The sequence below is a fragment of the Citricoccus sp. NPDC055426 genome, assembly GCF_040677445.1.
GTDB lineage: Bacteria > Actinomycetota > Actinomycetes > Actinomycetales > Micrococcaceae > Citricoccus.
The window spans coordinates 32680-57507 of the sequence record NZ_JBFARZ010000006.1; the positions used below are offsets into that span (position 1 = coordinate 32680).

Consider the following 24828-nt stretch of genomic DNA (forward strand, 5'->3'; position numbering starts at 1 on the left):
CGCCCCCACCGTTGTGACGGGGCGGGGTCACCCCGCGCCCGGAGACCCGGTGCCCGGAGCAGGGTGGAGCCGGGTGGAATCGGGGAATGCCGGTGTCCCGTACAATCGGACGGGGCCCTTGACGGTGGCCGATCGCGCCGCCGTGCCCCCGCCAACACGCCGCCCTCAATGAACAGGCACCCCTATGACTGAAGCCCTTACCCAGCGCACCGACCTCCGCAACGTCGCCATCGTGGCCCACGTGGACCACGGCAAGACCACCATGGTGGATGCGATGCTGCGCCAGGGCGGAGCCTTCTCCAGCCATGGTGAGGTGGCGGACCGGGTGATGGACTCCGGCGAGCTGGAGCGCGAGAAGGGCATCACCATCCTGGCCAAGAACACCACCGTGTTCTACTCCGGCCCCTCCGCCACCGCCCACGGGGTGGAGAGCGTCACCTTCAACGTCATCGACACCCCCGGCCACGCCGACTTCGGCGGTGAGGTCGAGCGCGGCCTGTCCATGGTGGACGGCGTCGTGCTGCTGGTGGACTCCTCCGAGGGCCCGCTGCCGCAGACCCGCTTCGTGCTCCGCAAGGCCCTGGCCGCCAACCTGCCCGTGATCCTCGTGGTCAACAAGACCGACCGCCCGGACGCCCGGATCGACGGCGTGGTCTCCGACTCCATGGACCTGCTGCTCGGCCTGGCCTCGGACCTGGCCGAGGAGGTCGAGGACCTCGACCTGGACTCCGTGCTGAACCTGCCCATCGTCTACGCCTCCGGCAAGGCGGGCCAGGCCTCCCTGACGCAGCCGGCCGACGGCGAGCTGCCGGACAGCGAGGACCTCGAGCCGCTGTTCGCGACCATCATGGACCACATCCCGGCCCCCACGTACACCGAGGGCGAGGTGCTGCAGGCGCACGTCACCAACCTGGACGCCTCCCCGTTCCTGGGGCGCCTGGCCCTGCTGCGCATCTTCAACGGCACCCTGAGGAAGGGCCAGCAGGTGGCCTGGGCCCGCCAGGACGGCCAGCTGAAGACCGTGAAGATCACCGAGCTGCTCGGCACCAAGGGCCTGTCCCGTGAGGCCATCGAGTCGGCCGGCCCGGGCGAGATCGTGGCCGTGGCCGGCATCGAGGACATCATGATCGGTGAGACCCTCACCGATGCGGAGAACCCGAAGCCGCTGCCGCTGATCACGGTGGACGATCCGGCGATCTCCATGACCATCGGCATCAACACCTCCCCCCTGGCCGGCCGCGTGAAGAACGCGAAGGTCACCGCACGCCAGGTCAAGGACCGCCTGGACGCCGAGCTCATCGGCAACGTCTCCCTCAAGGTCCTGCCGACCGAGCGCCCGGACGCCTGGGAGGTCCAGGGCCGTGGCGAGCTCGCCCTGGCCATCCTGGTGGAGCAGATGCGCCGCGAGGGCTTCGAACTGACCGTGGGCAAGCCGCAGGTGGTCACCCGGACCATCGACGGCAAGATCCACGAGCCGATGGAGCTCATGACCATCGACACCCCCGAGGAGTTCATGGGCCCCATCACGCAGCTGATGGCCGCCCGCAAGGGCCGCATGACGGAGATGAAGAACCACGGCACCGGCTGGATCCGCATGGAGTTCAACGTGCCGGCCCGTGGCCTGATCGGCTTCCGCACCCAGTTCATGACGGACACCCGCGGCTCCGGCATCGCCTCCTCCTACGCCAACGGCTTCGAGCCCTGGGCCGGCCCCATCGAGTACCGGGACAAGGGCTCGCTGATGGCCGACCGCGCCGGCACCGCCACCCCGTTCGCCATGATCAACCTGCAGGAGCGCGGCACGTTCTTCGTCCAGCCCGGGGCCGAGGTCTACGAGGGCATGATCGTCGGCGAGAACTCCCGCGCCGATGACATGGACGTGAACATCACCAAGGAGAAGAAGCTCACCAACATGCGTGCGGCCTCCTCCGACTCCTTCGAGGGGCTGACCCCGCCGAAGCGGCTGACCCTGGAGGAGTCGCTCGAGTTCGCCCGCGAGGACGAGTGCGTGGAGATCACCCCCGAGGACATCCGCATCCGCAAACTCATCCTGGACTCCAACGAGCGCAACAAGGCCGCCCGCGCACGTGCCAAGTCCTGACACACCCGGTCCTGGAGTACCCCACAGGGCCCGACGGCGGCCGGGCTGGGTCCCGGCGGTCGTCGCGGTCCTGTTGGGGGCCGGCGTCGGGCTCCTCGGCACGGTCCTGCACCTGAACTTCGCCTGGATCGGCGGGACCAGCACCGCCGAGGGCGCGTGGATCCTGCCGTGGGGCGCGGTGCTGGCGCTGCTGCTCACCGGTTCCGCGCAACTGTGGTGGACCCTGAGGTCCTCGGTCCCGTGGGCCGGGGGAGTCCTGGCGATCTCGGCGTTCACCACGGCGATGGTCCTGGGGAACTGGCCGGGGCTGGACACCCTTGCCGTCGCGGCCAACGAGTACACGCTCACGGTGGTCCCCGGGCCGGCGATCGCCGGGACCGTGTGGATCTGGGGCATCCCGGTCGTGGCCGTGGTGGCCATGCTCGTGGCACAGCCCCTCCTGCGCGTCCCCGCCTCAGAGGACTAGACGTACAGGACTGGACGCACAGGACTAGACTGGAACCGAATCCCCGCCCAGCCCGGCACGAGTCCGGGCCCATCAGACCCGCTGAAAGGTGGACGGTCTCACGTGACGTACGTCATTGCCCTGCCGTGTGTGGACCTCAAGGACAAGGCCTGCATCGATGAATGCCCCGTTGACTGCATCTACGAGGGCGAGCGGATGCTCTACATCCACCCGGACGAGTGCGTCGACTGCGGCGCCTGCGAGCCCGTCTGCCCCGTCGAGGCCATCTTCTACGAGGACGACACCCCCGAGGAATGGGCCGACTACTACAAGGCGAACGTCGAGTTCTTCGACGACCTCGGGTCCCCCGGCGGTGCCGCCAAGCTGGGCCTCATCCCGAAGGACCACGAGGTGATCACGGCGTTGCCGCCGCAGCCGATCCCCGAAGGCCTGTAGAGCCGGGCCCATCTCATGCTGACGCTGCCCGAATACCCCTGGGAGTCCCTGGCCCCCTACCGTGCCACGGCCCAGGCCCACCCCGGAGGCCTCGCCGACCTGTCCATCGGCACCCCGGTGGACGACACCCCGGCCCTGATCCAGGACGCCCTGGCGGCCGCGGCGAACGCCCACGGTTACCCGACCACCCAGGGGACCGCCGAGCTGCGCCAGGCCGTCGCCGCGTGGTTCGCCCGGCGCCGCGGCGTCCCCGGGCTGGACCCGGACGCGGTCATCCCGACCGTGGGCTCCAAGGAGTTCATCGCCTGGCTGCCGCTGCTGCTGGGGCTGGGCCCCGGCGATGTGGTCGTGCGCCCCACCGTGGCCTACCCGACCTATGACATCGGTGCGCTGCTCGTGGGCGCCACCGCCGTCGCCGCCGACTCCCTCGAGGAACTGGACGCTGACACCCGGGCCCGGGTGAAGCTCATCTGGACCAACTCCCCGGCCAACCCCACGGGGAAGGTGGCCTCGGCCGAGCAGCTGCGCGCCGTCGTCGCCCAGGGGCGTCAGGTGGGAGCCGTGGTGGCCGCGGACGAATGCTATGCCGAGCTCGGCTGGGACGAGTGGGACGACCCCTCGGGGGTGGGGCCCGGGACCCCGTGCCTGCTGGCCGAGGAGGTCAGCGGCGGGGACCACACGGACCTGCTCAGCGTGTACTCGCTGTCCAAGCAGTCGAACCTGGCCGGCTACCGGGCCGCCTTCGCCGCGGGGGACCGCGCCCTGGTGGCCACCCTGGTCAACAGCCGTAAGCACGCCGGCATGATCGTCCCGATGCCCGTCCAGGCCGCCATGACCGCGGCCCTGGCGGATGACGCGCACGTGCGGGAGCAGAAGGACCGCTACCGCGCCCGCCGCGCCCTGCTCCGGGACGCCCTCGAGGCCGCCGGGCTCGTGGTGGACCACTCCGAGGCCGGGCTGTATCTGTGGACGCGGGACGGCCGGGCGGGCGGTTCGGCCGGAGACGCCACCGGGCACGACGCCGGCCGGGCGGCTCCCAGCGAGCAGGACAGCTGGGATCTGGTCGGCGCCTTCGCCCGGCTGGGCATCCTCGTGGGCCCAGGGACCTTCTACGGGGCGGCCGGCAACGGGTACGTGCGGGTCGCCCTCACCGCCTCGGACGAGGCCGTGGCCCAGGCTGCGGAGCGGCTTCGCACCTGGCGCTAGCGTCACCGATTCCATGTCCGGGCCCCCGGCTTGGTAGCGTTGACGTGGATCGAACCACCGGATCGACCACCCACGGTCCCCGTGACGCGCCGCCGGGATCCCGGCGGCGGTTCGCACACTGCACTATTCATGAGGGAGTACCCATGACCGAAGACACTTCAGCTCAGCTGTCCGTGGACGGCACGACCGTCGAGCTGGGCCGCGAGAAGGCCACCATCGGCAACGACGGTCTGAACATCGGGCCGTTGCTGAAGTCCACCGGTCAGGTCACCTATGACCCGGGCTTCATGAACACGGCCAACGCCAAGTCCGCGATCACCTACATCGACGGCGATGAGGGGGTGCTGCGCTACCGCGGCTACCCGATCGAGCAGCTGGCCGAGAACTCATCGTTCCTCGAGGTCGCCTACCTGCTGATCTACGGCGAGCTGCCGACCGGCGACCAGCTGGGTTCCTGGGACCAGGAGATCCGCCGCCACACCATGCTGCACGAGGACCTCAAGGGCTTCTTCTCGGGCTTCCCGCGGGACGCGCACCCCATGCCGGTGCTGTCCTCGGCGGTGTCCGCCCTCTCCACGTTCTACCCGGACTCGCTGGACCCGTTCGACGAGGAACAGGTCCACATCTCCACCATCCGGCTGATGGCCAAGCTGCCGGTGATCGCCTCCTACGCGTTCAAGAAGTCCATCGGCCAGCCGATGCTCTACCCGGACAACTCCCTGAACCTGGTGGAGAACTTCCTGCGCCAGTGCTTCGGGGTCCCCGCCGAGCCGTACGAGCTCGACCCGGACATGGTCAAGGCCCTGGACCTGCTGCTCATCCTGCACGCGGACCACGAGCAGAACTGCTCCACCTCCACGGTGCGGCTCGTGGGGTCCTCCCACGCGAACATGTTCGCCTCCATCTCGGCCGGCATCAACGCCCTCTACGGCCCGCTGCACGGCGGGGCCAACGAGGCCGTGCTGAACATGCTGCGCTCCATCAGGTCGGACGGGGTCAAGCCCGAGGACTTCATGGACAAGGTCAAGAACAAGGAGGACGGGGTGAAGCTCATGGGCTTCGGCCACCGCGTCTACAAGAACTACGACCCGCGCGCGAAGATCGTCAAGCAGACCGCCCATGACATCCTGGGCAAGATCGGCGGCAACGACGAGCTGCTGGACATCGCCATGCGCCTCGAGGAGAAGGCCCTGGCGGACGACTACTTCATCGAGCGCAAGCTCTACCCGAACGTCGACTTCTACACCGGCCTGATCTACAAGGCCATGGGCTTCCCGGAGAAGATGTTCACCCCGCTGTTCGCCCTCGGCCGGCTGCCGGGCTGGATCGCCCAGTGGCGCGAACTCATCGAGGACCCGGCCACCAAGATCGGCCGCCCGCGGCAGGTCTACACGGGCCACGACCTGCGGGACTACCCGACCCGCTGACCCCCAACGCTTTCAGGGCGATCCCACTTTCAGGGCGACCCCGCTTTCAGGGCGATCCCACGGCTGAGGATCGCCCTGAAAGTGGGATCGCCCTCAGAGTCTTCAGCCGGCGAGGGTCACCGTGACGGCTCCCTCGGTGCCGGTGGCCGGGGCCCAGCCGTGGTCGGCCCGTACCCAGCCCTGTCCGCCGAAGGAGGCGGAGGTGACGCCGAACTGCTGGGCGTTCGCCACCGCCCATTGCACCAGGGCCCAGCCCCGCGAGCCGGAGGCCGGGATCAGCACGGTCCGGCCGTCGTCGGAGACCTGCGCCTCGGCCGAGGACAACTGCCGCTGCAGGGCCGCCGTCATCGCCTGGGCGTCCCCGGGGCCGTCGGGTGACTTCAGCACGCAGTTCAGGGCTGCGGGGGAGTGGCCGGTGAGGGCGGAGGCGTAGGCCCGGCCCTCCGGCTCGTGGTCGGCGTAGGCGTCCGGGAACGCGGAGCGCTGGACCGTCTGGGCGGCCACGGTGATGTCGAGGTCCTCGAAGTCCGGGACCAGCAGCTCGAGCTCCTGGTAGAAGCGGTTCGCCGCATAGACCGGATCCATGATCTGCGCCTCGGAGCCCCAGCCCTGCGAGGGGCGCTGTTGGAACAACCCGCGGGAGTCGGGGCCGGCGCGGTCGCCGTAGTCGATGTTGCGCAGCTTGGACTCCTGCACGGCCGTGGCGATCCCGATCGAGGCCGCACGGGCCGGCAGGCCACGGTCCATGGACACCGCCGAGATCAGGGCGGCGTGGGCGGCCTGGTCCGGGGCCAGCCGGAAGGAGTCCGAGCCCACGATCGCGGTGCAGTGTTCCCGCACCATGATCTCCGAGGAGTCGATGAACCGGGTGGCGGCCCAGGCGCCGCCGGCCACCACGGCCAGGCACAGCACGAGGACCCCCAGGGCGCGCCGACGTCGGCGGGACCTGCGGTTCACTGCTGCACCACGGCGCGGTTCGGCATCAGTTGGCGTGCAGCGCGTCGTTGAGGTCCACGGTGCGGCCTGCCCGCGGCAGGGCCTGGACCTGGCCGGTGGACGAGTCACGGCGGAACAGCAGGTTCTTCACGCCGGAGAGGTCCAGGGCCTTCACGGTGGTCTCCGGCGCCCCTCCGCCATCTCCTACGGCGCCGCCCGAGCCCGTGCGGACCGTGACCCGGGTGCCCGCGGTGATGTAGAGCCCCGCCTCGACCACCGAATCATCCCCCACGGAGATGCCGACGCCGGAGTTCGCGCCCAACAGGACCCGGCTGCCGATGGTGATGCGCTGGGAGCCGCCGCCGGACAGGGTGCCCATGATGGAGGCGCCGCCGCCCACGTCCGAGCCGTCCCCGACCACCACGCCGGCCGAGATCCGGCCCTCCACCATGGACGCGCCCAGGGTGCCGGCGTTGAAGTTCACGAAACCCTCATGCATCACGGTGGTGCCCTCGGCCAGGTGCGCACCGAGACGGACGCGGTCGGCGTCGCCGATCCGCACGCCGGGCGGCACCACGTAGTCGGTCATCCGGGGGAACTTGTCCACGCCGTACACCTGCACCGGCCCCCGGGCCCGCAGCCGCATCCGGGTGGCCTCGAACCCGGCCGGCAGGCACGGCCCGGCACTGGTCCACACCACGTTGGCCAGCACGCCGAAGATCCCGTCCAGGTTCAGGGTGCTCGGCCGGACCAGCCGGTGGGACAGCAGATGCAGACGCAGCCAGGCGTCCCAGGCATCGGCGGGGGCGGCATCGAGGTCGATCTGCACCGCATGGACCTGCTGGCTCGTCCCGCGGTCCGCGTCCGTGACGGCCAGGGCGGTCAGCGCGTCCGTGAGGTCCTCGCCGGAGGGCCCACCCAGGGCCGGGGCCGGGTACCAGGCATCGAGCACCGTCCCGTCCGCGGCCACCGTGGCCAGCCCGGTGCCGGAGGCCAGCCGGGCCGGCCCGGCGCGCCGCATCCCGGCCTGGTCCGAGTGGTGGGGAGGCACAGTGGGACCGGGCTGGATGGGGTGGGAGGTCATGGGAAGTATCCTACTGGCCCGGACCTAGACTGACGCTCATGGAATCACCCCACCCCGCCGGAAGCCCCGCCCCCGTGCTGCCACCCCTGGATTCGGACGTGGCCCTGCTGACGGCGTCCCTGCTGGACATCCACTCCGTCTCCGACCACGAGGGCCCGCTCGCGGATGTGGTGGAGGCCACCCTGCGCGCCCTGCCCCGGCTGCGGGTGGAGCGGCTCGGGGACACGCTGGTGGCCCGCACGGACTTCGGCCTGGCCTCCCGCGTGGTGCTGGCCGGCCACCTGGACACCGTGCCGCTGCCCACCGCCCCCGGCGCGCGGGGGACGGTGCCCTCGCGCTGGGAGCCGCCGGCCGCCGTCGGGCCCTCCGACTCCGACCTTCCGGCAGACACCGACCTGCTCTACGGCCGCGGGGCCACGGACATGAAGTCCGGGGTGGCCGTCCAGCTGGCGCTGGCCGGGCTGATGGGGCACGACGCCGGCCCGGTCCCCGCGCGCGACGTCACCTGGGTCTTCTACGACCACGAGGAGGTCGGCTCCGAGCTCTCGGGGCTGGGACGGGTGGTCCGCGAGGCCCCGGAGCTGCTGGAGGCCGACTTCGCGGTGCTGCTGGAACCCACCGACGGCGTGGTCGAGGGCGGCTGCAACGGGACCTGCCGGTACGTGGTGACCGTGCCCGGGGTGGCGGCGCATTCGGGCCGGGCCTGGCGCGGGGTGAACGCCGTCCACGCCGCGGCGCCCCTGCTGGCGGCGCTGGCCGCCTACGAACCCGCCACCGTGCGCGTGGAGGGCCTGGACTACCGAGAGGGCCTGAACGCCGTGCGGATCCACGGTGGCACGGCAGGCAACGTCATCCCGGACGCCTGCACGGTGGAGGTCAACTTCCGCTTCGCCCCGGACAAGGACCTGGAGCAGGCGCACGAGCACGTGTTCTCCGTCCTGGCCACCGCCGGAGTGGGCCGGGACCAGGTGGCGATCACCGATGAGTCCGCCGCGGCCCGCCCGGGGCTGGACCATCCGGCCGCCGCGGCCTTCGTGGCGGCCGTCGGGGGGACCCCGCAGCCCAAGTACGGCTGGACGGACGTGGCCCGCTTCTCCGCCCTGGGGGTGCCCGCCGTGAACTTCGGCCCCGGCGACGCCCTGCTGGCCCACACCGATGAGGAACACGTCAGTGCCGGGGCCATCCGGGACTGTCTGGCGGCCCTCACCCGGTGGCTGCTGCCGGGTGCGTAGACCCGGCTACTTCGGTTCGACGCCCACGGTCGGAGCCACGGTGGTGGAGGTGGTCGGGGCCGCCTCACCACTGGTCCGCGAGGACAGGTTGCCGGCCAGCTTGGTGGCCAGCCACGTCAGGATGAAGTTGATGACGATGAAGATCAGCGCGGCGACCACGAGGGTCTGGAGGATGTTCGAGTAGCCCGAGCCGAGCTGGCGGGAGTACTGCAGCAGCTCGTAGAAGCCGATCAGGTAGCCGAGCGCGGAGTCCTTGAGGATCACCACGAACTGGCTGAGCAGGGACGGCAGCATGGCCGTCAGGGCCTGCGGGACCTCCACGAGGCGCAGCGACTGGTTGTTCGTCATGCCGACCGCCGCCGCGGCCTCGCGCTGACCCTTGGGCAGGGACTTCACGCCGGAGCGGACCAGCTCGGCGATCACCGCCCCGTTGTAGAGCGTCAGGCCCACGATCACGCCGTAGTACGCGGCGTCCGTGCCGGCCATGAGGCCGGCGGGGGCCGCCACCCGGGCGAAGAAGAAGTACAGGAAGAACATCATCACCAGCACCGGGACGGCGCGGAAGAACTCGACGATGACGCCGGAGACCGCCCGGACGATGGCGAACGGGGCCAGCCGCAGGAAGCCGAAGACGAGACCGAAGACCAGGGCCGTGACCACGGCGATCCCGGAGGCCTGCAGGGTGAACTGCAGGCCCGGCAGGTAGTAGTTGGTCCAGGCGTTGGCGTTCAGGGCGTTGACCCACTGCTGTGGCGCCAACTGTCCCTGCCGGTCCAGCTGCATCAGCACCAGGACCACGACCACCAGCACGGCGGCCAGCGCCACCAGGTTGGAGATCAGGATGTTGCGCCGGGCCTTGGGGCCCGGGGCGTCGAAGAGGACGGACGTCGTGGCGGTCATCGTGCCACCGCCAGCTTGTCGGAGAGCCAGGTGGTCAGGATGCCCATGGGAATGACGATGATGCAGAATCCGATCGCGATGGTGAGGAAGATGTAGATCATCAGGTCCGGGTTGAACTCGATCATGGTCTTCATCAGCCCCGAGGCCTCGGCCACGGAGGCCGCCGCGGCCACCGTCGTGTTCTTGGTCAGCGCGATCAGGGTGTTGCCCAGCGGTGTCACCGCACCGCGCATCGCCTGCGGTAGCACCACCATGCGGGCGGCCGGCAGGAAGCTGAGCCCGATCGCCCGGGCGGCCTCGGCCTGGCCGAGCGGCACGGTGTTGACGCCGGAGCGGATCGCCTCGCACACGAAGGCCGCATGGTAGAGGGTCAGGGCGATCACGGCGTAGGTGAAGAAGTTGACGTTGAAGTCGCTGGAGAACTCGATCTTCAACTGGCCCCAGACGGCCAGGACGCCGAGCACCATGATGATCGTGAGCGGGGTGTTCCGGACGATGTTCACGTACGAGGTGCCGATGCTCCGGAGCGATCCGACCGGGGAGATCCGGAAGAGCGCCAAGACCGTGCCCAGGATGAAGGAACCGATGGCCGCCAAGAGGGTCAGCCGGATGTTCATCCAGAAGGCGCCGAGGATGTCGTACTCGGCGAAGAGTTCAAGGAATCCGTTCATGAGCTTCCTGTTTCGGTGACCGACGGCCGGGGGTGTGCCGCGGTGGGTGGCCGGAGGACGACGGCGGCGGGCCGGGCGGGCGCCCGGCCCGCCGCCGTCTCACGATGCTGTCCGATCAGGCGTCGCAGGACTCCATCTCGGCCTCGGGGCCGTTGTTGAGCTCCTCGTCCGGGGTGTAGCCGGTGCCCTCGGTGTTGGAGGTCAGAGCCTCCTCCCAGGCGCTCTCGTCCTTCATCTTCGTGATGGCGTCGTTGACGGCCTGGCAGTCTTCCGAGCCCTTGGGCAGGCCGACGCCGTAGCGTTCCACGGTGAAGGCGTTCCCGACGACCTTGAACTTGCCGGAGTTCTCCGGGGTCGCGGCGAGGCCGGCGAGGATGATGTCGTCGGTGGTGACGGCGTCGACCTGACCGGACTCCAGGTACGTCACGCACTCGGCGTAGCCGCCCTGCTCCACCAGGTTCACGCCGGAGGCGAACTCGTCCTTGATCTTCTGGGCGGAGGTGGAACCGGTGACGGAGCACAGGTTCTTGCCCTCCAGGTCCTCCGGGCCGGTGATCTCGGAGTCGTCGGCACGCACCAGCAGGTCCTGGCCGGCCACGAAGTACGGGCCGGCGAAGCCGACGCGCTGGGCCCGCTCATCGGTGATCGAGTAGGTGGCGAAGATCATGTCGACCTCGCCGCCCTCCAGGGCGTTCTCGCGATTGGCCGAGGGGGTCTGGACCCATTCGATCTGGTCCTCGGAATAGCCGAGCTCGCCGGCCACGTACGTGGCCACATCGACATCGAACCCGGTCGGGTCGCCGCTGCCCTCGCGGAAGCCGAGGCCCGGCTGGTCGAACTTGATGCCGATGCGGACGGAATCGCCACCCCCGCCGCCGCCCTCGCCGCCGCCGCCCTCGCCGCCGCCGTCATCGGCGGACGGGGAGCAGGCGGACAGGACGAGGGCGGCCGAGGCTGCGATGGCGGCTGCGGACAGGAGTTTCTTGCGCATGGTGGGGTTCCTCCGGTGACGGTGCTCGTGATGAGAGCGGTTGGGTGCGGTGGTGACAGGTTCGGTGGCGCGGGTGGACGCGGTGCGTCAGTGGGTGAGGATCTTCCCGAGGAAGTCCTTGGCCCGGGGATGCTGCGGGGTCGAGAAGAACGACTCGGGGTCCGCGTCCTCGAGGACGGCCCCCTGGTCCATGAAGATCACGCGGTCGCCGGCCTTGTGGGCGAAGCCCATCTCGTGGGTGACCACGACCATGGTCATGCCCTCCTGCGCGAGCTGGACCATGGCGTCCAGGACCTCCTGGACCATCTCCGGGTCGAGCGCCGAGGTGGGTTCGTCGAAGAGCATGACCTTGGGCTTCATGGCCAGGGCCCGGGCGATGGCCACGCGCTGCTGCTGGCCGCCGGAGAGCTGGGCCGGCATCTTCTTGGCCTGCTGGGCCACGCCGACGCGTTCCAGCAGTGCCATGGCCTCCTCGTTGGCCTGGGACTTCTTCAGGCCCTTGACCTTGATCGGCCCCAGGGTCACGTTCTCGAGGATCGACTTGTGGGCGAAGAGGTTGAAGGACTGGAACACCATGCCGACGTCGGCGCGGAGCTTGGCCAGTCCCTTGCCCTCCGCGGGAAGGGGCTTGCCGTCGATGCGGATCGTGCCGCCCTCATCGATGGTCTCCAGACGGTTGATGGTGCGGCAGAGCGTCGACTTGCCGGACCCGGAGGGCCCCAGGACGATCGCCACCTGCCCCTCGGGGATGGTCAGGTTGATGTCCGTGAGGGCCTGGAACGAGCCGAAGTGCTTGTTCACGTTCTCCAGCTCGACGAGGGCCCGCTTGCGGGTGGGTTCGGCCGCGGGGGGATCCGCTGGGGCCGGTGTGCTCTGCGTCATAGAGGGAGACTATAGGACATGGCCGGTTCTGATGAGGTATCAGCGGTCGTCACCCCCCGGTTTTAATCCAATCGTTGCCTTTCTGAAACATCTCTTGAGCGTCCGGGAAGGCCTAGGCTGGGGGCATGTCCTCCGATGCGTCCTCCAGCGGCACCGGGGCCACACCGGGCCCCGGTGTCCGCCGCGGTCCCCAGACCCTCCGCGGCGCCGCGGCCGCAGGCCCCACCTTCGACCAGTTGCTGCTGCGCAACGACCGGGAGCAGCCCCGGGGCTCCACCACCACGGACGCCTGGCGGGTGATGCGCATCCAGGGTGAGTTCATCGAGGGCTTCGGCGCGCTGGCGGACCTCGGCCCGGCCATCTCGGTGTTCGGCTCGGCACGGACGCACCCGGGCGCCCCGGAGTACGAGCAGGCCCGGGAGACCGGCCGGAGGCTGTCCGAGGCGGGGTTCACCGTGGTCACCGGGGGCGGGCCCGGGGCCATGGAGGCCGCCAACCGGGGTGCCAAGGAGGCCGGCGGGATCTCCGTGGGCCTGGGGATCGAGCTGCCCCACGAGCAGGGGTTGAACGCCTGGATCGATGTCGGGGTGGACTTCCGCTACTTCTTCGTCCGCAAGGTGATGTTCCTGAAGTACTCCCAGGGCTTCGTGGTGGCCCCCGGCGGCCTGGGGACCCTCGACGAGCTCTTCGAGGCGCTCACCCTGGTCCAGACCGGCAAGGTCACCGCCTTCCCCGTGGTGCTGCTCGGCCGGGACTTCTGGGGCCCGCTCGTGGACTGGATCCGGGACACCCTGGTGACCCGCGGCATGATCAACGCGGCGGATGTCCATCTGCTGCAGCTGGCGGACACGCCGGAGGAGGCCGTGGCCCTGGTGGTGAACACCGTGGCCGGCGGCCGCTGGCCGGACCGGGAGGCGTGGGATCCCGAGCACCACCGCCTCGCCGCGGACCACGGCATGGCGGCAGGCGACCCCCAGTGAGCGTCTTCGTGGTGCTGGTCCTGGTGGCCGCCGTCGTGGTGGTGGGGTTGTTGGCCCTCACCGTCACCGGGCGGGGCGGCTTCGCGGCGCCCCTGGCGGATCCGGTGCGCCTGCTGCCGCCCGTGCTGTTGCCGCCGGAACCGTCGCCGGAGGACGTGGACCGACTGAGGTTCTCCCCGGGGCTGCGTGGATACCGCATGGACCAGGTGGATGAGACGCTGGAGATGCTCTCGGCGGCCCTCGCGGATCGGGACGAGGAGATCGCCCGGCTGCGGGAACGGTCCGTGGAATCCCGGTCGGCGGGGTGGTCCGAGGCCGACGCCGCGACGCGTCAAGACGGTGTGATTAGCGGCACCGCGCGGAATCCGGAATAATAGGGGTTGTCAAGCGCTCCGCGGCCGTGCCGGATTGCCTCAACCCGCGCCGGCCACACGAAAAGTCTTGCGGTCCCGCTGTGACGAGGGGGGACCGCTTCGAGAAGGGAACACAGATGGCAGCCATGAAGCCTCGCACCGGGGACGGTCCCATGGAAGTGACCAAGGAGGGCCGGAGCCTCATCATGCGCGTGCCGATCGACGGCGGAGGCCGCCTGGTTCTTGAACTCAACAAGGACGAGGCCGCCTCGCTCAAGGAGTGCCTGGTCGGCGTCACCGACGGCTGACCGCCCCCGGGCGCCGGCTCCGACGGCGTCACACGGTGCAGACGGCACCGTCCGGAATGACCAGACCCCCGGTCCCGCAGCCTGAAGGCTGCGCGGCCGGGGGTCTGGCCTGTTCCGGGTCCGGTCTGCCCCGGGTCCGGCCTGGGAGAAGGGGCCGGTCAGCGCCGCACGGCCAGGAGGACGCCGGACCCGGTGGGGACCAGCGCCGACTGCCACATCTCCTCGTCCCGCAGCATCTTGCCGGCCTCGCGGCAGGCCACCGTGGAGGCCTCCCGGACGGCGGGCTTGGGCACCCGGTCCTCGTCGAGGGCGTCGTTGACGATCAGCAGCCCCCCGGCACGCAGCAGCCGCGCGGCCTGCTCCACATGGAAGACCAGGGAGGCCTTGTCCGCGTCGAGGAACACCAGGTCATAGGCCGTGCTGTTCAGGCGGGGGACCACGGTGCGGGCCCGGCCGGTGATCATCCGGGTGCGGTTGGCGGGGAAACCGCCCTCGGCGAAGCCCTCCCGGGCGGCACGCAGCGCCTCGGCGTCCGGATCGATGGTCGTCAGCATCGCGTCCCGGGCCAGGCCCCGCATCAGGGCGATGCCGGAGACCCCGGCCCCGGTGCCGATCTCCACCACATTGGCGGGGGAGCGGGTGGCCGCCAGCACGGTCAGCAGGGCGGCGGCGCCCTCGGTGACGGGCACGATCCCCAGGTCGGCGGAGCGCTCGCGGGCGCGCAGCAGGACCTCGTCCTCTGCCGGACGGGACTCGGCAAACGCCCAGCTGGCGTGCTTGTCCGTCTGATGGGGGCTCAGGGCCTTCATGCGGCGTGCTCGATTCTCTGGTCCGGGGGTGATGCCGATCGGCAGTCCATACTACGGCGAGTCCGGCGACACGCCTTCATGCTCAGGCTCCTCACAGATTCTGGGGCCAGACTGGAAGCAGACGGAAAGGAGTCGACTGCGGTGATGATCCCCGACTGCACCCCACCCCTCGTACCGGCCCCCGCACGAGCCTGCGGAGGGAAAGGTCCACGCTGATGGCGGTGTTCCACCCCCGGGCCCGCTTCGACTCCTACGTGGAGCACGCCCTTCCTCCGATCTCCCGGGCGCGGATCGCTGCCCATCTGGCGCAGTGCGCCGAGTGCAGCCGGGAGGTCTCCCAGCGCGAACGCATCCTGCAGGTCGCCTCCTCCGTGGAGAACGCACACCCCACCCGCACGGACTCCCCGGCCCCTGACGCAGCCCGGCCGGACCGTGCGGCGCCTGGCCAGGACTCCACCACGCAGCCGGTGCTCGAGGCGCGGGACGGCGTGGCAGGGTGGAAGGTGGTGGCAGGCATGGGGGCGCTCGGGCTGACCGCCGTGGTGGTGCTGTCCGCCGCCTGGATCGCCGGCGACCCGGAGTCCCCGGCCGGGGCCGGAGAGAGTCGGCCGCTGTTGCCGGCCGCCGCCAGCGCGTCGGCCGCCAGCCCTCTCTCCCCGGGGACCGGGCACGACGCCGGCCCCGCGGCCGAGCGGGGCGGCTCACCGGCCGCGCCGGGCGCGGAGACCACAGCGGGAGCGTCCCCGGCCGACGGGGGCGGGACCGAGGACGCAGCGGGAGGGCCCGACGGCGGGGGAGCCGATGCGGCCGTGCTGTCCCCGGCGGGCGTGGACGGCGCCGACTCCTCAGCGACGGTGGAGGCCGACGCCGGGGCGGGGGCCACGGGTCATCCCGGCGTGGCGCTGGCCGGGGCCGTGGCCCTGACCCCGGACATGGTCACCGACCTCCGGCAGCATGGCTGGAACGTCCCGAGCCTGAACGGCTTCGGCCTGCAGCACGACTCCACGGGGTGGGCCCTGGTGGGGGACACCGCCGAGGTGATCATGTCCCTGCAGGGGCACGGGGCGTCCATGGTGCTGCACGAGTGCCGTTCGTTGGCCGAGGACGCCGAGGTCCCCGGCTGCCCGGTCGACGCGGCCCTCGCCGGTGCCGGTACACCGGCGGAGCTCGTGGGGGGCGTGGCGACCGCGGCGGAGACCCGCGAACTGCCCGTGGGGGTGGATATGTCCGTGCTGGAGCATGGGGACGGCTCGTGGACGGCCACCGCCCGCACCGCCCAGGCCGCCTACACGGTGGAGTCCGACCTGGCGGTGGAGCGTGCCGACCGGCTGATGTCCCTCGTGGTGATCTCGGAACGGTCGCGCGTGCAGTCGGGCCTGGCACCCGAACGCCCCGCGGACCGCCTGGCGCGGGGCTTCGAACGACTCCTGCCGTGGATGGCGGAGCCGGACCAGGAACGCCGATGACGCAGGGCACTCCGGTAGGCTAAGGTTCCGTGACCTTCGGTATCAACGGCGCAGAGCTGATCATCCTGATCCTGCTGGCCGTCCTCGTGCTCGGGCCGGAGAAGCTTCCCCACTACGCGCGCCAGCTCACGGAGTGGATCCGCAATCTGCGCCGGATGGCTGAAGGAGCCAAGACCCAGTTCAAGGAAGAGACGGGCACGGACTTCGACGAGATCGACTGGAAGCGGTACGACCCCCGGCAGTACGATCCGCGGCGGATCATCCGGGACGCCCTGTCCGAGCCGGTCGACGGCGACACCCAGGGGGCTGCCGCCGCCAGCGTCTCCGGTTCCTCCGCCGCACCCGCGGGATCCTCACCCACGCCGACCTCGGGCCGGGATGGCCTGCGGGGTGACCTCCGGGCGGCCCGCGGCCAGCGCGACGCCCTGCGGGAGGACCTGAAGGACCTGGATCCCCGGGCCCTGTTGTTCGGTCCCTCCTCCCGGTGCCCGGCCCCGGGTGCGGGCGCTGCGGCGGCCGGGACCGGCGTCGCGGCCGCCGGGGCCGCTGCCACGGCGGCGCACGGCGCGGAGACCACCACGGCGCCCGAGGTTGCAGCCGCCGAGACCACGGCGCCCGAGACGGCGGAGACCACCGAGGCCGACCTCGCCGCCGCCCCGTCCACGGACGGCACCCCGGCGCCCTTCGACGCCGACGCCACCTGACCGCACCTGACGTCCCCGGGTGGACCCGGGCGGGCCGGCCTCAGTCGCGCGGGGTCACGGGCAGCTTGAGCCCGGAGAGCCCGCGGGGCCGCACGGCCAGGGACCGCGCCACGCGCCGCAGCTCGGCCCCGGCCGGAGACTGCGGATGCTCCAGCACCACGGGGGTGCCGCCGTCGCCGTCCTGACGCAGCTGGGGGTCCAGCGGCACGGAACCCAGCAGCGGCACCTCCCGGCCCAGCGTGGCGGTGAGCCGGTCCGAGACGGTCTGCCCGCCGCCGGAGCCGAAGAGGTCCAGCACGGACCCGTCCGGCAGGGTCATGGCGGCCATGTTCTCCACCACCCCGGCCACCTGCTGGCCCGTCTGCTCGGAGAGTTCCCCGGCCCGGGCGGCCACCTGGGCCGCGGCCTGCTGCGGGGTCGTGACGATGAGCAGCTCGGAGGTGCTCAGCAGCTGCGCGGCGGAGATGGCGATGTCCCCGGTGCCCGGCGGGAGGTCGACCAGCAGGATGTCCAGGTCGCCCCAGTACACGTCCGTCACGAACTGCTCGAGTGCCCGGTGGAGCATCGGCCCACGCCAGGCGACCGGGCGGTCGCTGTCCAGGAACATGCCGATCGAGATGACCTTCACCCCGTGGGCCACCGGGGGCAGGATCATCTCGTCCACCCGCGTGGGCCGCGCCGTGGTGCCGAGCAACCCGGGGATGGAGAAACCGTGGATGTCGGCGTCCACCAGGCCCACGGACAGTCCGCGGTCCGCCAGCGCCGTGGCGAGGTTGGCCGTCACGGTCGACTTGCCCACGCCGCCCTTGCCGGAGGCCACGGCGTACACCCGGGTCAGGGTGCCCGGTCCGAAGGGGTTCGGGGGTCGCCCGCCCGTCAGGAACTCCTTGAGCCCCGCGCGCTGCTCGGCGGTCATGACCGTCATCTGGACCGTGACCGAGGTGCCGCCGTGCAGATCGGCCAGGGCCTGTTCCACATCGCCGGTGATGGTGTCCCGCAGCGGGCACCCGGCGATGGTCAACCGGACCCCGACGGTCAGATGGTGGGGGCCGGTCACGGCCGGCCCCTCGGTGATGGAGGCGATCATGCCCAGCTCGGTCACCGGACGCCGGATCTCCGGATCCAGGACGGAGCCGAGGCGGGTCCAGGCGGCCCGCTCCAGATCGGTGGTGAGCTCCGGGGCGTCGGCGGGCCCGGCGGTGTCGGTCATTCGGTGTTCTCTCCAGTCTCTCGGTTCGCCTGGGCGTCGCCGGCCTCCTCGGCGGCGATGATGGCCAGCGTGGTCGTGTGGCTGCCGTCCTCGTCGCCCTCGATGCGTTCGCGGGCCTCCCGGCTCGGCCGGTTCTTCTTCTTCTTGCCCTTGCGATGCCCGGACGCAGACCCGGACCCGTGCGGGGCGGGTGCGGGGCCGGCGTCGGGATTCCGGGCCATCTCCTCGAGCAGCTCGGCCCGCACCTGCTCACGCCACTCGTCCTTGAGGTCCTCGGTGATCTCGGCGACGGCATCCCTCATCTCGGAGCGGACGAAGTCACGGGTGGCCACGTCCTGCAGGGCGATGCGCAGGCCGGCGAGCTCCCGGGTGAGGTACTCGGTGTCCGCCAGGTTGCGCTCGGCGCGGTTCCGGTCCTCCCGCAGGGACACCTTGTCCCGGTCGTCCTGCCGGTTCTGCGCGAGCAGCAGCAGGGGAGCGGCGTAGGAGGCCTGCAGGGACAGCACCAGGGTCAGGGCGGTGAAGCCGATGGCGGCCGAGTCGAACCGGAGCTGCGCCGGGGCGAAGGAGTTCCAGGACAGCCACAGGGCACAGAAGACCGTCATCCACAGGATGAACTGCGGCGTGCCCATGAACCGTGCGAAGCCCTCGGTGGCCTCGCCGAAGGCGTCCGGGTTGGGGCTGAGCCGGGGCCAGCGGCGGCCCCGGGCCCCCAGCGGGGTGTCCAGGCCGGAGCGGCGCGGGGACGGGAGCCCTGCGGTCTCGGTGTTCTTCTCCGCCATCAGGTCGCCTCCTGGGTCGTCGAGGGGGTCGTCGGGGGAGCCTTCGGGGGATTCGTCGAGGGGGCCTTCGAGGGATCGGTGGCCGGGTGCTCCGCCTCGTCCGGATGCTCCATGCTGCGCCAGTCATCGGGCAGCAGGTGGTCCAGGACGTCGTCCACCGTGACGGCGCCGACCACGCGGTGGTGCAGGTTCACCACGGGGATGCAGGTCAGGTTGTACGTGGCCAGCTCACGCGTCACCGCGGGCAGGGGCATCAGGTCGGAGACGGGCTCGAGATCCTTGTCCAGGATGTTGCCCAGGGGCTCCGGCGGGGGATAGCGCAGCAGGCGCTGGAAGTGCACCACGCCGAGGTAGCGGCCGGTGGGGGTCTCCAGCGGCGGCCGGGCCACGATCACCAGGGACGCCATCGCGGGGGTGAACTCCTGCTGGCGGATGTTCGCCAGGGCCTCGGCCACCGTGGCCTCGGGCGGCATGATGACCGGCACCGGCGTCATCACGGAACCGGCGGTGTTCTCCTCATACTCCATGAGCCGGCGGACATCATCCGCATCCTCCGGCTCCATCAGCTCCAGCAGCAGTTCCTGCTGGGAGTCGGAGAGCTCGTGCAGGAGGTCGGCGGCATCGTCCGGGTCCATCTCCTCGAGCACGTCCGCGGCGCGCTCGATGTCCAGGTTGGAGATGATCTCCACCTGGTCGTCGTCCGGCAGCTCCTGCAGGACGTCCGCCAGCCGCCCGTCCTGCAACTCGGCGGCCACCTCCACGCGTCGCTTCGCCGTCATCTCGTGCAACACGTCGGCGAGGTCGGCGGCCTTGAGGTCCTCGTGGGCGGCCACGAAGCTGGAGGCACCCTGTGGTTCCTCCCGGGCCGCCCAGCGGGCCTCGTGCCAGCCCACCAGCAGGTGCTCGCCCCGGACCCGCCCGAAGGCGTTGCGCCCGGCGTCCCGGCGGACATACAGGTCGCTGACCAGCCAGTCGCCGTTGCGCTGCTGCTCCAGTCCCAGGTCCTCCAGCACCGCCCGGCCCGAGCCGTCCACGAGGGTGACCCGGCGGTCGAAGAGGTCGGCGGCCACCATCAGCTCGGCCCCCCGGCGCTCGAAGCGGCGCAGGTTGATCAGCCCGGTGGTGATGACCTGCCCGGCGCCCATGGACGTCACCCGGGTCATGGGCACGAAGACGCGTTTCTTGCCCGGGACCTCGATGACGAGGCCGACCGCGACCGGCGGCAGGCCCGGGCCGCGGTCGGTGACCACGGCGTCCCGCAGGCGGCCCAGACGATCTCCGAGGGGGTCGAACACGTCCAGGCCCAGCAGGCGGGCGACGAAGATCTTGGGGGCGTTCACCCAGCCAGCCTAGTCGGCATGGACGGGCCCCGCCGGGAGCCCGTCCCTTACGCCGGTGGCGGAGAACCCGCCGTGCGGTGGTGTCCTGCCGGGGCCCGGGCGGCACAATGGAGCCATGTCCATGCTCTTCGGCCCCACGTCCTCCGATCCCTCGGTCAGCGGCCTGCCGCGCGGCGAGGTGTTGGGGTCCTTCCCGACCTACCTCGAGGCCCGGAAGGTCGTGGACGAGCTCGCCGCCCAGGAGTTCGACGTCCGCACGGTCTCGATCGTCGGCACGGACCTGCGAACGGTCGAGCGGATCCGCAACCGGCTGACCTATCCCTCCGTGGCCTTGCGCTCCGCCATCCAGGGCGCCTTCTTCGGGATGATGCTCGGCATCCTGATGACCCTGATCGACCCCGCCGGGAGCGGGGTCCAGATCCTCTACACGGTGGGCCTCGGCGTGGCCGTCTGGGTGATCTTCGGGGTGATCGGCCACGCGATGCGCAAGGGCCGGGGCGTGAACTCGGTCCAGCAGCTCGTCCCGTCCAACTTCGACGTGGTCTGTGAGTTTGAGACGGCCGCCCAGGCCAAGCAGGCCCTGGGCCGCCCCGGGGCGGCGCCGTCCCCGGCACCCACCGCACCCGTGGCCCCCGCGCCACCGGGCACGCCCTCGCCCGCGCCGGAAGACCGCCCCGAGGACCGTTCAGAGGGCCGCCCGCAAGGCCAGCAGGGCCCGACGCCGTCCCCCGGCCCCGCGGACGGCTCACCCGCCGCGCCGGCGACGGCACCGGCGGCGGCCCCCGACCCGGCATCGGCACCGGGCTCCCCGGCGCCTGCGCGCACCGGGGTCTTCCCGGACCTGCCGGACGGCCGACCCCAGTACGGCGTGCGGCTGCCCGAGGACGAGGCCGTCCAGGTGCGGGAGCGCATCCTGTCGGAGAACGCCGCCCGGACCGGTTCGGCCGGTGAGGGCGGGAAGGGCCCGGGGTCCTTCGAGACCCCGTCCTACGGCAAGGGCGGCTCCGGCGGCTCCACGGGGTCGGGGCGCCGCGCCGATCGGAACCGGCCCGTGGACGGCGGCGCCGCCCCGGACGCGGAAGGCGACCGGCCGGCGTCGGACACCGGGGGTCCTGCGGATCCCGCATCACCAGCGCCCCGATCTCCAGCGACCGGGGACGTCACGGACGGTTCCGATACCGGGGACCGCCCCTGAGGATCAGCCGAGCAGCCGCGCCATCCAGGCCTCCACGGCCTCGGGGGTGCGCGGCAGGGCGGCGGAGAGGTTCTCGGCGCCCTCGTCGGTGACGTAGATGTCATCCTCGATGCGCACGCCGATCCCGCGGTACTCCTCGGGCACGGCCAGGTCCTCGGCCTTGAAGTACAGTCCCGGCTCGATCGTGAAGACCATGCCCGGGACGATCTCGGCATCCAGGTAGAGCTCGCGCCGGGCCTGGGCGCAGTCGTGCACGTCGAGGCCCAGGTGGTGGCTGGTGCCGTGCGGCATCCAGCGGCGGTGCTGCTGGCCCTCGGGCGAGAGCGCCTCGTCCACGGACACCGGCAGCAGGCCCCAGGTGTGCAGGCGCTCGGCCAGCACCTGCATGGCCGTGGCGTGGACGTCCCGGAACCGCAGGCCGGGCTTCACGGCGGCGAAGGCGGCATCGGCCGCGTCGAGGACGGCCTGGTAGATCCGGCGCTGGACCTCCGTGAAGGTGCCGTTGACCGGCAGCGTCCGGGTGATGTCCGCGGTGTACAGCGAGTCCGCCTCCACGCCGGCGTCCACGAGGATGAGGTCCCCGTCCTGCACGCGGCCGTTGTTGCGGATCCAGTGCAGCACCGTGGCGTTGTTGCCGGAGGCCGCGATGGTGTCATAGCCCAGGTCGTTGCCCTCGAGGCGGGCGCGGGAGAAGAAGGCCCCCTCCACGATCCGCTCGCCGCGGGCGTGGCCGCGTGCGGCGGGCAGCACCTTCACGATGTCCTCGAAGCCGGCGATGGTGGCGGCCACGGAGCCACGCAGCTCCTCGATCTCCCAGCCGTCCTTGACCAGGCGCAGCTCGGAGAGGAACTCGGTCAGCACCCCGTCCAGGGCGTCCGAGGCCTCCAGGTCCACGCCGGTGTTGATGCGGGAGGTGTCCACGAGGGCCTCCACGTCCAGGTCGGAACCGCGCAGCAGCCGGATGCGGACGCCCCCGATCTCCACGGCGCCGGCGTTCTTGGTGACGGCGACCTCCAGTTCGGACAGGTCGGCGGTGCGCAGTCCGGTGCGGGCCTGCATCTCGCCCAGGGTGGGGCGGGACCCGATCCAGAACTCGCCCGTGCGGGCGTTGGAGTAGAACTCCTCGGAGTCGCGGCCGGCCAGGGGATGGAAGTACAGGGTGGCCTCGTGATGGCCGCCGTGGTCACCGGCACCCTGATCCACCGGTTCCAGCACCAGGACGGCCTCCGGCTCATGGTCCACGCCCAGGCCCGTGAGGTGGGCGAAGGCCGAGTGGGCGCGGAACCGGTAGTCGGTGTCATTGGACCGCACCTTGAGCGAGCCGGCCGGGATGACGAGGCGCTCTCCCTCGAACTCGGCGGACAGGGCCTTGCGGCGCCGGGCGGCGAACGGAGAGGAGGCATCCGGCATGACCAGCGGTGCCTCGGCCGGGGCCCAGTTCGACCCCATGAACTGCTTGAACGCGTCCGAGGTCGGCTTCTGGGACCGGTTGTTCACCCGGTCCTCCACGGGCTGGGCGTCGTGGTCAGGGGTTTCCGGGGTCTGGGGCTGTGCATCACTCATGGCGTCCATCATCGCATCCATCATCGTATTGTCCGCGGCGTTGGCTAGGCTGGGGCCCATGCCGTTCGACCTGCACACGCACTCCAACATCTCGGACGGCACCGAGCCGCCCGCGGAGGTGGTGCGGGCCGCCGCCCGAGCCGGACTGACGGGCCTGGCCCTGACGGACCATGACACCACCGCGGGGTGGGCCGAGGCCGCCGTGGCGGCCGGGGAGACCGGGCTCGTCCTCGTGCCCGGGATGGAGGTCTCCTGCGTCTCGGACACCGGCATCAGCGTGCACCTGCTGTCCTATCTGCATGATCCCCTGGCCCCGGGGCTCACCGGGGAGATCGCCCGGTCCAGGACCTCACGGCTCACCCGTGCCCAGCGCATGGTGGAGCGGCTCGCGGAGGACTACCCCATCACGTGGGAGATGGTCCTGGCCCACTCGACCCCGGACGCCACCCTCGGGCGGCCCCACATCGCCGACGCCCTCGTGGCCGCGGGCGTCATCCGCGACCGCTCGGCCGCCTTCACCTCGATCCTGACCCCGCGCTCGCCCTACTACGTGGGCCACTACGCCCCGGACCCGGTGGAAGCCGTCCGGCTGGTGCTCGAGGCCGGCGGCGTCCCGGTGTTCGCCCACCCGATGGCCTCCATGCGCGGCCGGATCATCGGCATGGAGCTGTTCCGGGAGATGATCGACGCCGGGCTGGCCGGGATCGAGGTCTTCCACCGTGACAACCCCGACGAGGCCCGGCGCACCCTGCGCCTGATCGCCGCGGAGCACGGACTGTTCATCACGGGCTCCTCCGACTACCACGGGGCCGGCAAGCCCAACCGGATCGGCGAGTACACCACCGGCGCCGAGGTGGTGGCCCGGATCGAGGAGCAGGCCTCGGGCACGGCCGTCATCCGCCCCTGAGGGCCGGGCGGGTAGAGGCTGGGAATCAGAGGTGCTCGGCCAGCCGGGTCCGCATGACCTCGAGCGCGGCCGGATTCTGGTCCACCAGCACGAAGCGCCGACCCAGCTCGGCCGCGGCGGCACCCGTGGTCCCGGAGCCGGCGAAGAAGTCCAGCACCCAGTCCCCGGGGCGGGACGAGGCGGCCACCATGCGCCGCAGCAGCCCCAGCGGCTTCTGCGTGGGATAGCCGGTCTTCTCCTTGCCGGTGGGGGAGACGATCGTGTGCCACCAGACATCCGTGGGCAGCTTGCCGCGGGCGACCTTCTCCGGGGTCACGAGCCCGGGGGCCATGTAGGGTTCCCGGTCCACCTCGGCCGAGTCGAACCAGTAGCCGGCCGGGTCCTTGACGTAGACCAGGATCGTGTCGTGCTTCGCCGGCCAGCGGCGTTTCGACCGCCCGCCGAAGTCGTAGGCCCAGATGATCTCGTTGAGGAAGCACTCCCGGCCGAAGATCGAATCCAGCATGACCTTGGCGTAGTGCACCTCCCGGTAGTCCAGGTGCAGGTACAGCGTGCCGTCGTCCGCCAGCAGCCGCCAGGCCTCGCGCAGGCGGGGCTCCAGGAACTCCCAGTAGTCGGCGAAGGCGTCGTCATAGGAGGACAGGGCGCCCTTGATCGTCTTGTAGCTCTGCCCGCCGAAGCCCACCCGGTCCGCCTCCTCGCCGGCGGCCCGGACCATGGACAGCTGCTGGCGGCGCTGGGTGCGGCCGGTGTTGAACGGCGGGTCCAGGTAGACCACGGTGAAGGCGCCCGCCGGCAGTGAGGGCAGGAACTCGAGGTTCTCCGCCCCCACCACCAGATTGGTTCCGTCAGGGGTGAACTCAGGCACGGGGCTGGTCAG

The 24828-nt window shown here is 71.3% G+C and carries 25 protein-coding genes; 13 read left to right on the top strand and 12 right to left on the bottom strand.

Annotated elements, in window-relative coordinates; genetic code table 11:
• Nucleotides 1-184: 184 nt before the first annotated feature.
• The 5 genes from typA (at nucleotide 185) to AB0K08_RS10290 (ending at nucleotide 5635) form a co-directional block, all read left to right on the top strand.
• Nucleotides 185-2101 (top strand): translational GTPase TypA, encoded by a 1917-nt coding sequence (typA, locus tag AB0K08_RS10270; RefSeq protein ID WP_363354049.1) that lies wholly within the window; start codon nucleotides 185-187, stop codon nucleotides 2099-2101.
• A 73-nt stretch (nucleotides 2102-2174) separates the two neighbouring features.
• Nucleotides 2175-2567, top strand: a complete 393-nt coding sequence (locus AB0K08_RS10275; protein WP_363354051.1) for a hypothetical protein — start codon at nucleotides 2175-2177, stop codon at nucleotides 2565-2567.
• A gap of 102 nt (nucleotides 2568-2669) precedes the next feature.
• Complete coding sequence (gene fdxA, locus AB0K08_RS10280; protein ID WP_363354053.1) at nucleotides 2670-3002, top strand: ferredoxin; 333 nt, start codon at nucleotides 2670-2672, stop codon at nucleotides 3000-3002.
• Nucleotides 3003-3017: 15 nt separating this feature from the next.
• Nucleotides 3018-4208, top strand: a complete 1191-nt coding sequence (gene dapC, locus AB0K08_RS10285; protein WP_363354055.1) for a succinyldiaminopimelate transaminase — start codon at nucleotides 3018-3020, stop codon at nucleotides 4206-4208.
• A gap of 143 nt (nucleotides 4209-4351) precedes the next feature.
• Nucleotides 4352-5635 carry a citrate synthase gene (locus tag AB0K08_RS10290; protein WP_363354057.1) on the top strand — a complete coding sequence of 428 codons (1284 nt, stop codon included), beginning with the start codon at nucleotides 4352-4354 and terminating at the stop codon, nucleotides 5633-5635.
• 102 nt (nucleotides 5636-5737) lie between these two features.
• Here the strand turns inward: AB0K08_RS10290 and AB0K08_RS10295 are convergent, their stop codons facing one another.
• Together AB0K08_RS10295 and dapD are read right to left on the bottom strand one after the other, a co-directional pair.
• Entirely contained in the window at nucleotides 5738-6592 is an 855-nt protein-coding gene (locus AB0K08_RS10295) for a hypothetical protein (protein WP_363354059.1), read from the bottom strand.
• Between the two features lie 25 nt (nucleotides 6593-6617).
• Nucleotides 6618-7592 (bottom strand): 2,3,4,5-tetrahydropyridine-2,6-dicarboxylate N-succinyltransferase, encoded by a 975-nt coding sequence (dapD, locus tag AB0K08_RS10300; protein ID WP_363354297.1) that lies wholly within the window; start codon nucleotides 7590-7592, stop codon nucleotides 6618-6620.
• A gap of 101 nt (nucleotides 7593-7693) precedes the next feature.
• Here dapD and dapE point away from each other — a divergent pair, with 101 nt between their 5' ends.
• Nucleotides 7694-8887, top strand: coding sequence for a succinyl-diaminopimelate desuccinylase (gene dapE / locus AB0K08_RS10305; RefSeq protein WP_363354061.1), 1194 nt, complete (start codon nucleotides 7694-7696; stop codon nucleotides 8885-8887).
• 6 nt (nucleotides 8888-8893) lie between these two features.
• On the opposite strand, the gene AB0K08_RS10310 is transcribed toward dapE, so the two are convergent.
• The 4 genes from AB0K08_RS10310 to AB0K08_RS10325 all read right to left on the bottom strand — a co-directional run bounded on the left by AB0K08_RS10310 (nucleotide 8894) and on the right by AB0K08_RS10325 (nucleotide 12331).
• On the bottom strand, nucleotides 8894-9787 hold the full coding sequence (locus AB0K08_RS10310; RefSeq protein ID WP_363354063.1) for an amino acid ABC transporter permease: 894 nt from the start codon (nucleotides 9785-9787) through the stop codon (nucleotides 8894-8896).
• Complete coding sequence (locus AB0K08_RS10315) at nucleotides 9784-10458, bottom strand: ABC transporter permease subunit (RefSeq protein WP_363354065.1); 675 nt, start codon at nucleotides 10456-10458, stop codon at nucleotides 9784-9786. Before AB0K08_RS10315 ends, AB0K08_RS10310 begins: the two co-directional genes overlap by 4 nt.
• Before the next feature lie 115 nt (nucleotides 10459-10573).
• Nucleotides 10574-11449: a glutamate ABC transporter substrate-binding protein gene (locus tag AB0K08_RS10320; protein ID WP_363354067.1), complete on the bottom strand. Its 876-nt coding sequence runs from the start codon at nucleotides 11447-11449 to the stop codon at nucleotides 10574-10576.
• Between the two features lie 87 nt (nucleotides 11450-11536).
• Entirely contained in the window at nucleotides 11537-12331 is a 795-nt protein-coding gene (locus tag AB0K08_RS10325; protein ID WP_363354069.1) for an amino acid ABC transporter ATP-binding protein, read from the bottom strand.
• A 125-nt stretch (nucleotides 12332-12456) separates the two neighbouring features.
• On the opposite strand from AB0K08_RS10325, the gene AB0K08_RS10330 reads away from it, so the two are divergent.
• From AB0K08_RS10330 to AB0K08_RS10340, 3 genes are all read left to right on the top strand, one after another.
• On the top strand, nucleotides 12457-13311 hold the full coding sequence (locus AB0K08_RS10330) for a TIGR00730 family Rossman fold protein (RefSeq protein WP_363354071.1): 855 nt from the start codon (nucleotides 12457-12459) through the stop codon (nucleotides 13309-13311).
• Entirely contained in the window at nucleotides 13308-13685 is a 378-nt protein-coding gene (locus tag AB0K08_RS10335) for a DivIVA domain-containing protein (RefSeq protein WP_363354073.1), read from the top strand. The genes AB0K08_RS10330 and AB0K08_RS10335 overlap by 4 nt, the downstream gene beginning before the upstream one ends.
• Nucleotides 13686-13801: 116 nt before the next feature.
• Nucleotides 13802-13972, top strand: coding sequence for a DUF3117 domain-containing protein (locus tag AB0K08_RS10340; protein WP_363354075.1), 171 nt, complete (start codon nucleotides 13802-13804; stop codon nucleotides 13970-13972).
• 158 nt (nucleotides 13973-14130) lie between these two features.
• Here the strand turns inward: AB0K08_RS10340 and AB0K08_RS10345 are convergent, their stop codons facing one another.
• Nucleotides 14131-14781, bottom strand: a complete 651-nt coding sequence (locus tag AB0K08_RS10345; RefSeq protein ID WP_363354077.1) for a class I SAM-dependent methyltransferase — start codon at nucleotides 14779-14781, stop codon at nucleotides 14131-14133.
• A 215-nt stretch (nucleotides 14782-14996) separates the two neighbouring features.
• Here AB0K08_RS10345 and AB0K08_RS10350 point away from each other — a divergent pair, with 215 nt between their 5' ends.
• Both AB0K08_RS10350 and AB0K08_RS10355 read left to right on the top strand, forming a co-directional pair.
• On the top strand, nucleotides 14997-16247 hold the full coding sequence (locus AB0K08_RS10350; RefSeq protein ID WP_363354079.1) for a zf-HC2 domain-containing protein: 1251 nt from the start codon (nucleotides 14997-14999) through the stop codon (nucleotides 16245-16247).
• 29 nt (nucleotides 16248-16276) lie between these two features.
• Complete coding sequence (locus AB0K08_RS10355) at nucleotides 16277-16951, top strand: twin-arginine translocase TatA/TatE family subunit (RefSeq protein WP_363354081.1); 675 nt, start codon at nucleotides 16277-16279, stop codon at nucleotides 16949-16951.
• A 40-nt stretch (nucleotides 16952-16991) separates the two neighbouring features.
• Here the strand turns inward: AB0K08_RS10355 and AB0K08_RS10360 are convergent, their stop codons facing one another.
• Genes AB0K08_RS10360 through AB0K08_RS10370 form a run of 3 tightly spaced genes read right to left on the bottom strand, consistent with a single transcriptional unit; the run spans nucleotide 16992 to nucleotide 20283 of the window.
• Nucleotides 16992-18161, bottom strand: a complete 1170-nt coding sequence (locus AB0K08_RS10360; RefSeq protein ID WP_363354083.1) for an Mrp/NBP35 family ATP-binding protein — start codon at nucleotides 18159-18161, stop codon at nucleotides 16992-16994.
• Nucleotides 18158-18943 carry a DUF1003 domain-containing protein gene (locus tag AB0K08_RS10365; protein WP_363354085.1) on the bottom strand — a complete coding sequence of 262 codons (786 nt, stop codon included), beginning with the start codon at nucleotides 18941-18943 and terminating at the stop codon, nucleotides 18158-18160. The genes AB0K08_RS10360 and AB0K08_RS10365 overlap by 4 nt, the downstream gene beginning before the upstream one ends.
• Nucleotides 18943-20283: a CBS domain-containing protein gene (locus AB0K08_RS10370; protein ID WP_363354087.1), complete on the bottom strand. Its 1341-nt coding sequence runs from the start codon at nucleotides 20281-20283 to the stop codon at nucleotides 18943-18945. Before AB0K08_RS10370 ends, AB0K08_RS10365 begins: the two co-directional genes overlap by 1 nt.
• 115 nt (nucleotides 20284-20398) lie before the next feature.
• On the opposite strand from AB0K08_RS10370, the gene AB0K08_RS10375 reads away from it, so the two are divergent.
• Nucleotides 20399-21478: a general stress protein gene (locus tag AB0K08_RS10375; protein ID WP_363354089.1), complete on the top strand. Its 1080-nt coding sequence runs from the start codon at nucleotides 20399-20401 to the stop codon at nucleotides 21476-21478.
• Between the two features lie 3 nt (nucleotides 21479-21481).
• On the opposite strand, the gene AB0K08_RS10380 is transcribed toward AB0K08_RS10375, so the two are convergent.
• A complete protein-coding gene (locus tag AB0K08_RS10380) occupies nucleotides 21482-23041 on the bottom strand; it encodes an aminopeptidase P family protein (protein WP_363354091.1) in 1560 nt (519 codons plus the stop codon).
• Between the two features lie 58 nt (nucleotides 23042-23099).
• Here AB0K08_RS10380 and AB0K08_RS10385 point away from each other — a divergent pair, with 58 nt between their 5' ends.
• Entirely contained in the window at nucleotides 23100-23948 is an 849-nt protein-coding gene (locus tag AB0K08_RS10385) for a PHP domain-containing protein (RefSeq protein ID WP_363354093.1), read from the top strand.
• Between the two features lie 25 nt (nucleotides 23949-23973).
• On the opposite strand, the gene AB0K08_RS10390 is transcribed toward AB0K08_RS10385, so the two are convergent.
• Nucleotides 23974-24816, bottom strand: coding sequence for a site-specific DNA-methyltransferase (locus AB0K08_RS10390; protein WP_363354095.1), 843 nt, complete (start codon nucleotides 24814-24816; stop codon nucleotides 23974-23976).
• Nucleotides 24817-24828: the final 12 nt, after the last annotated feature.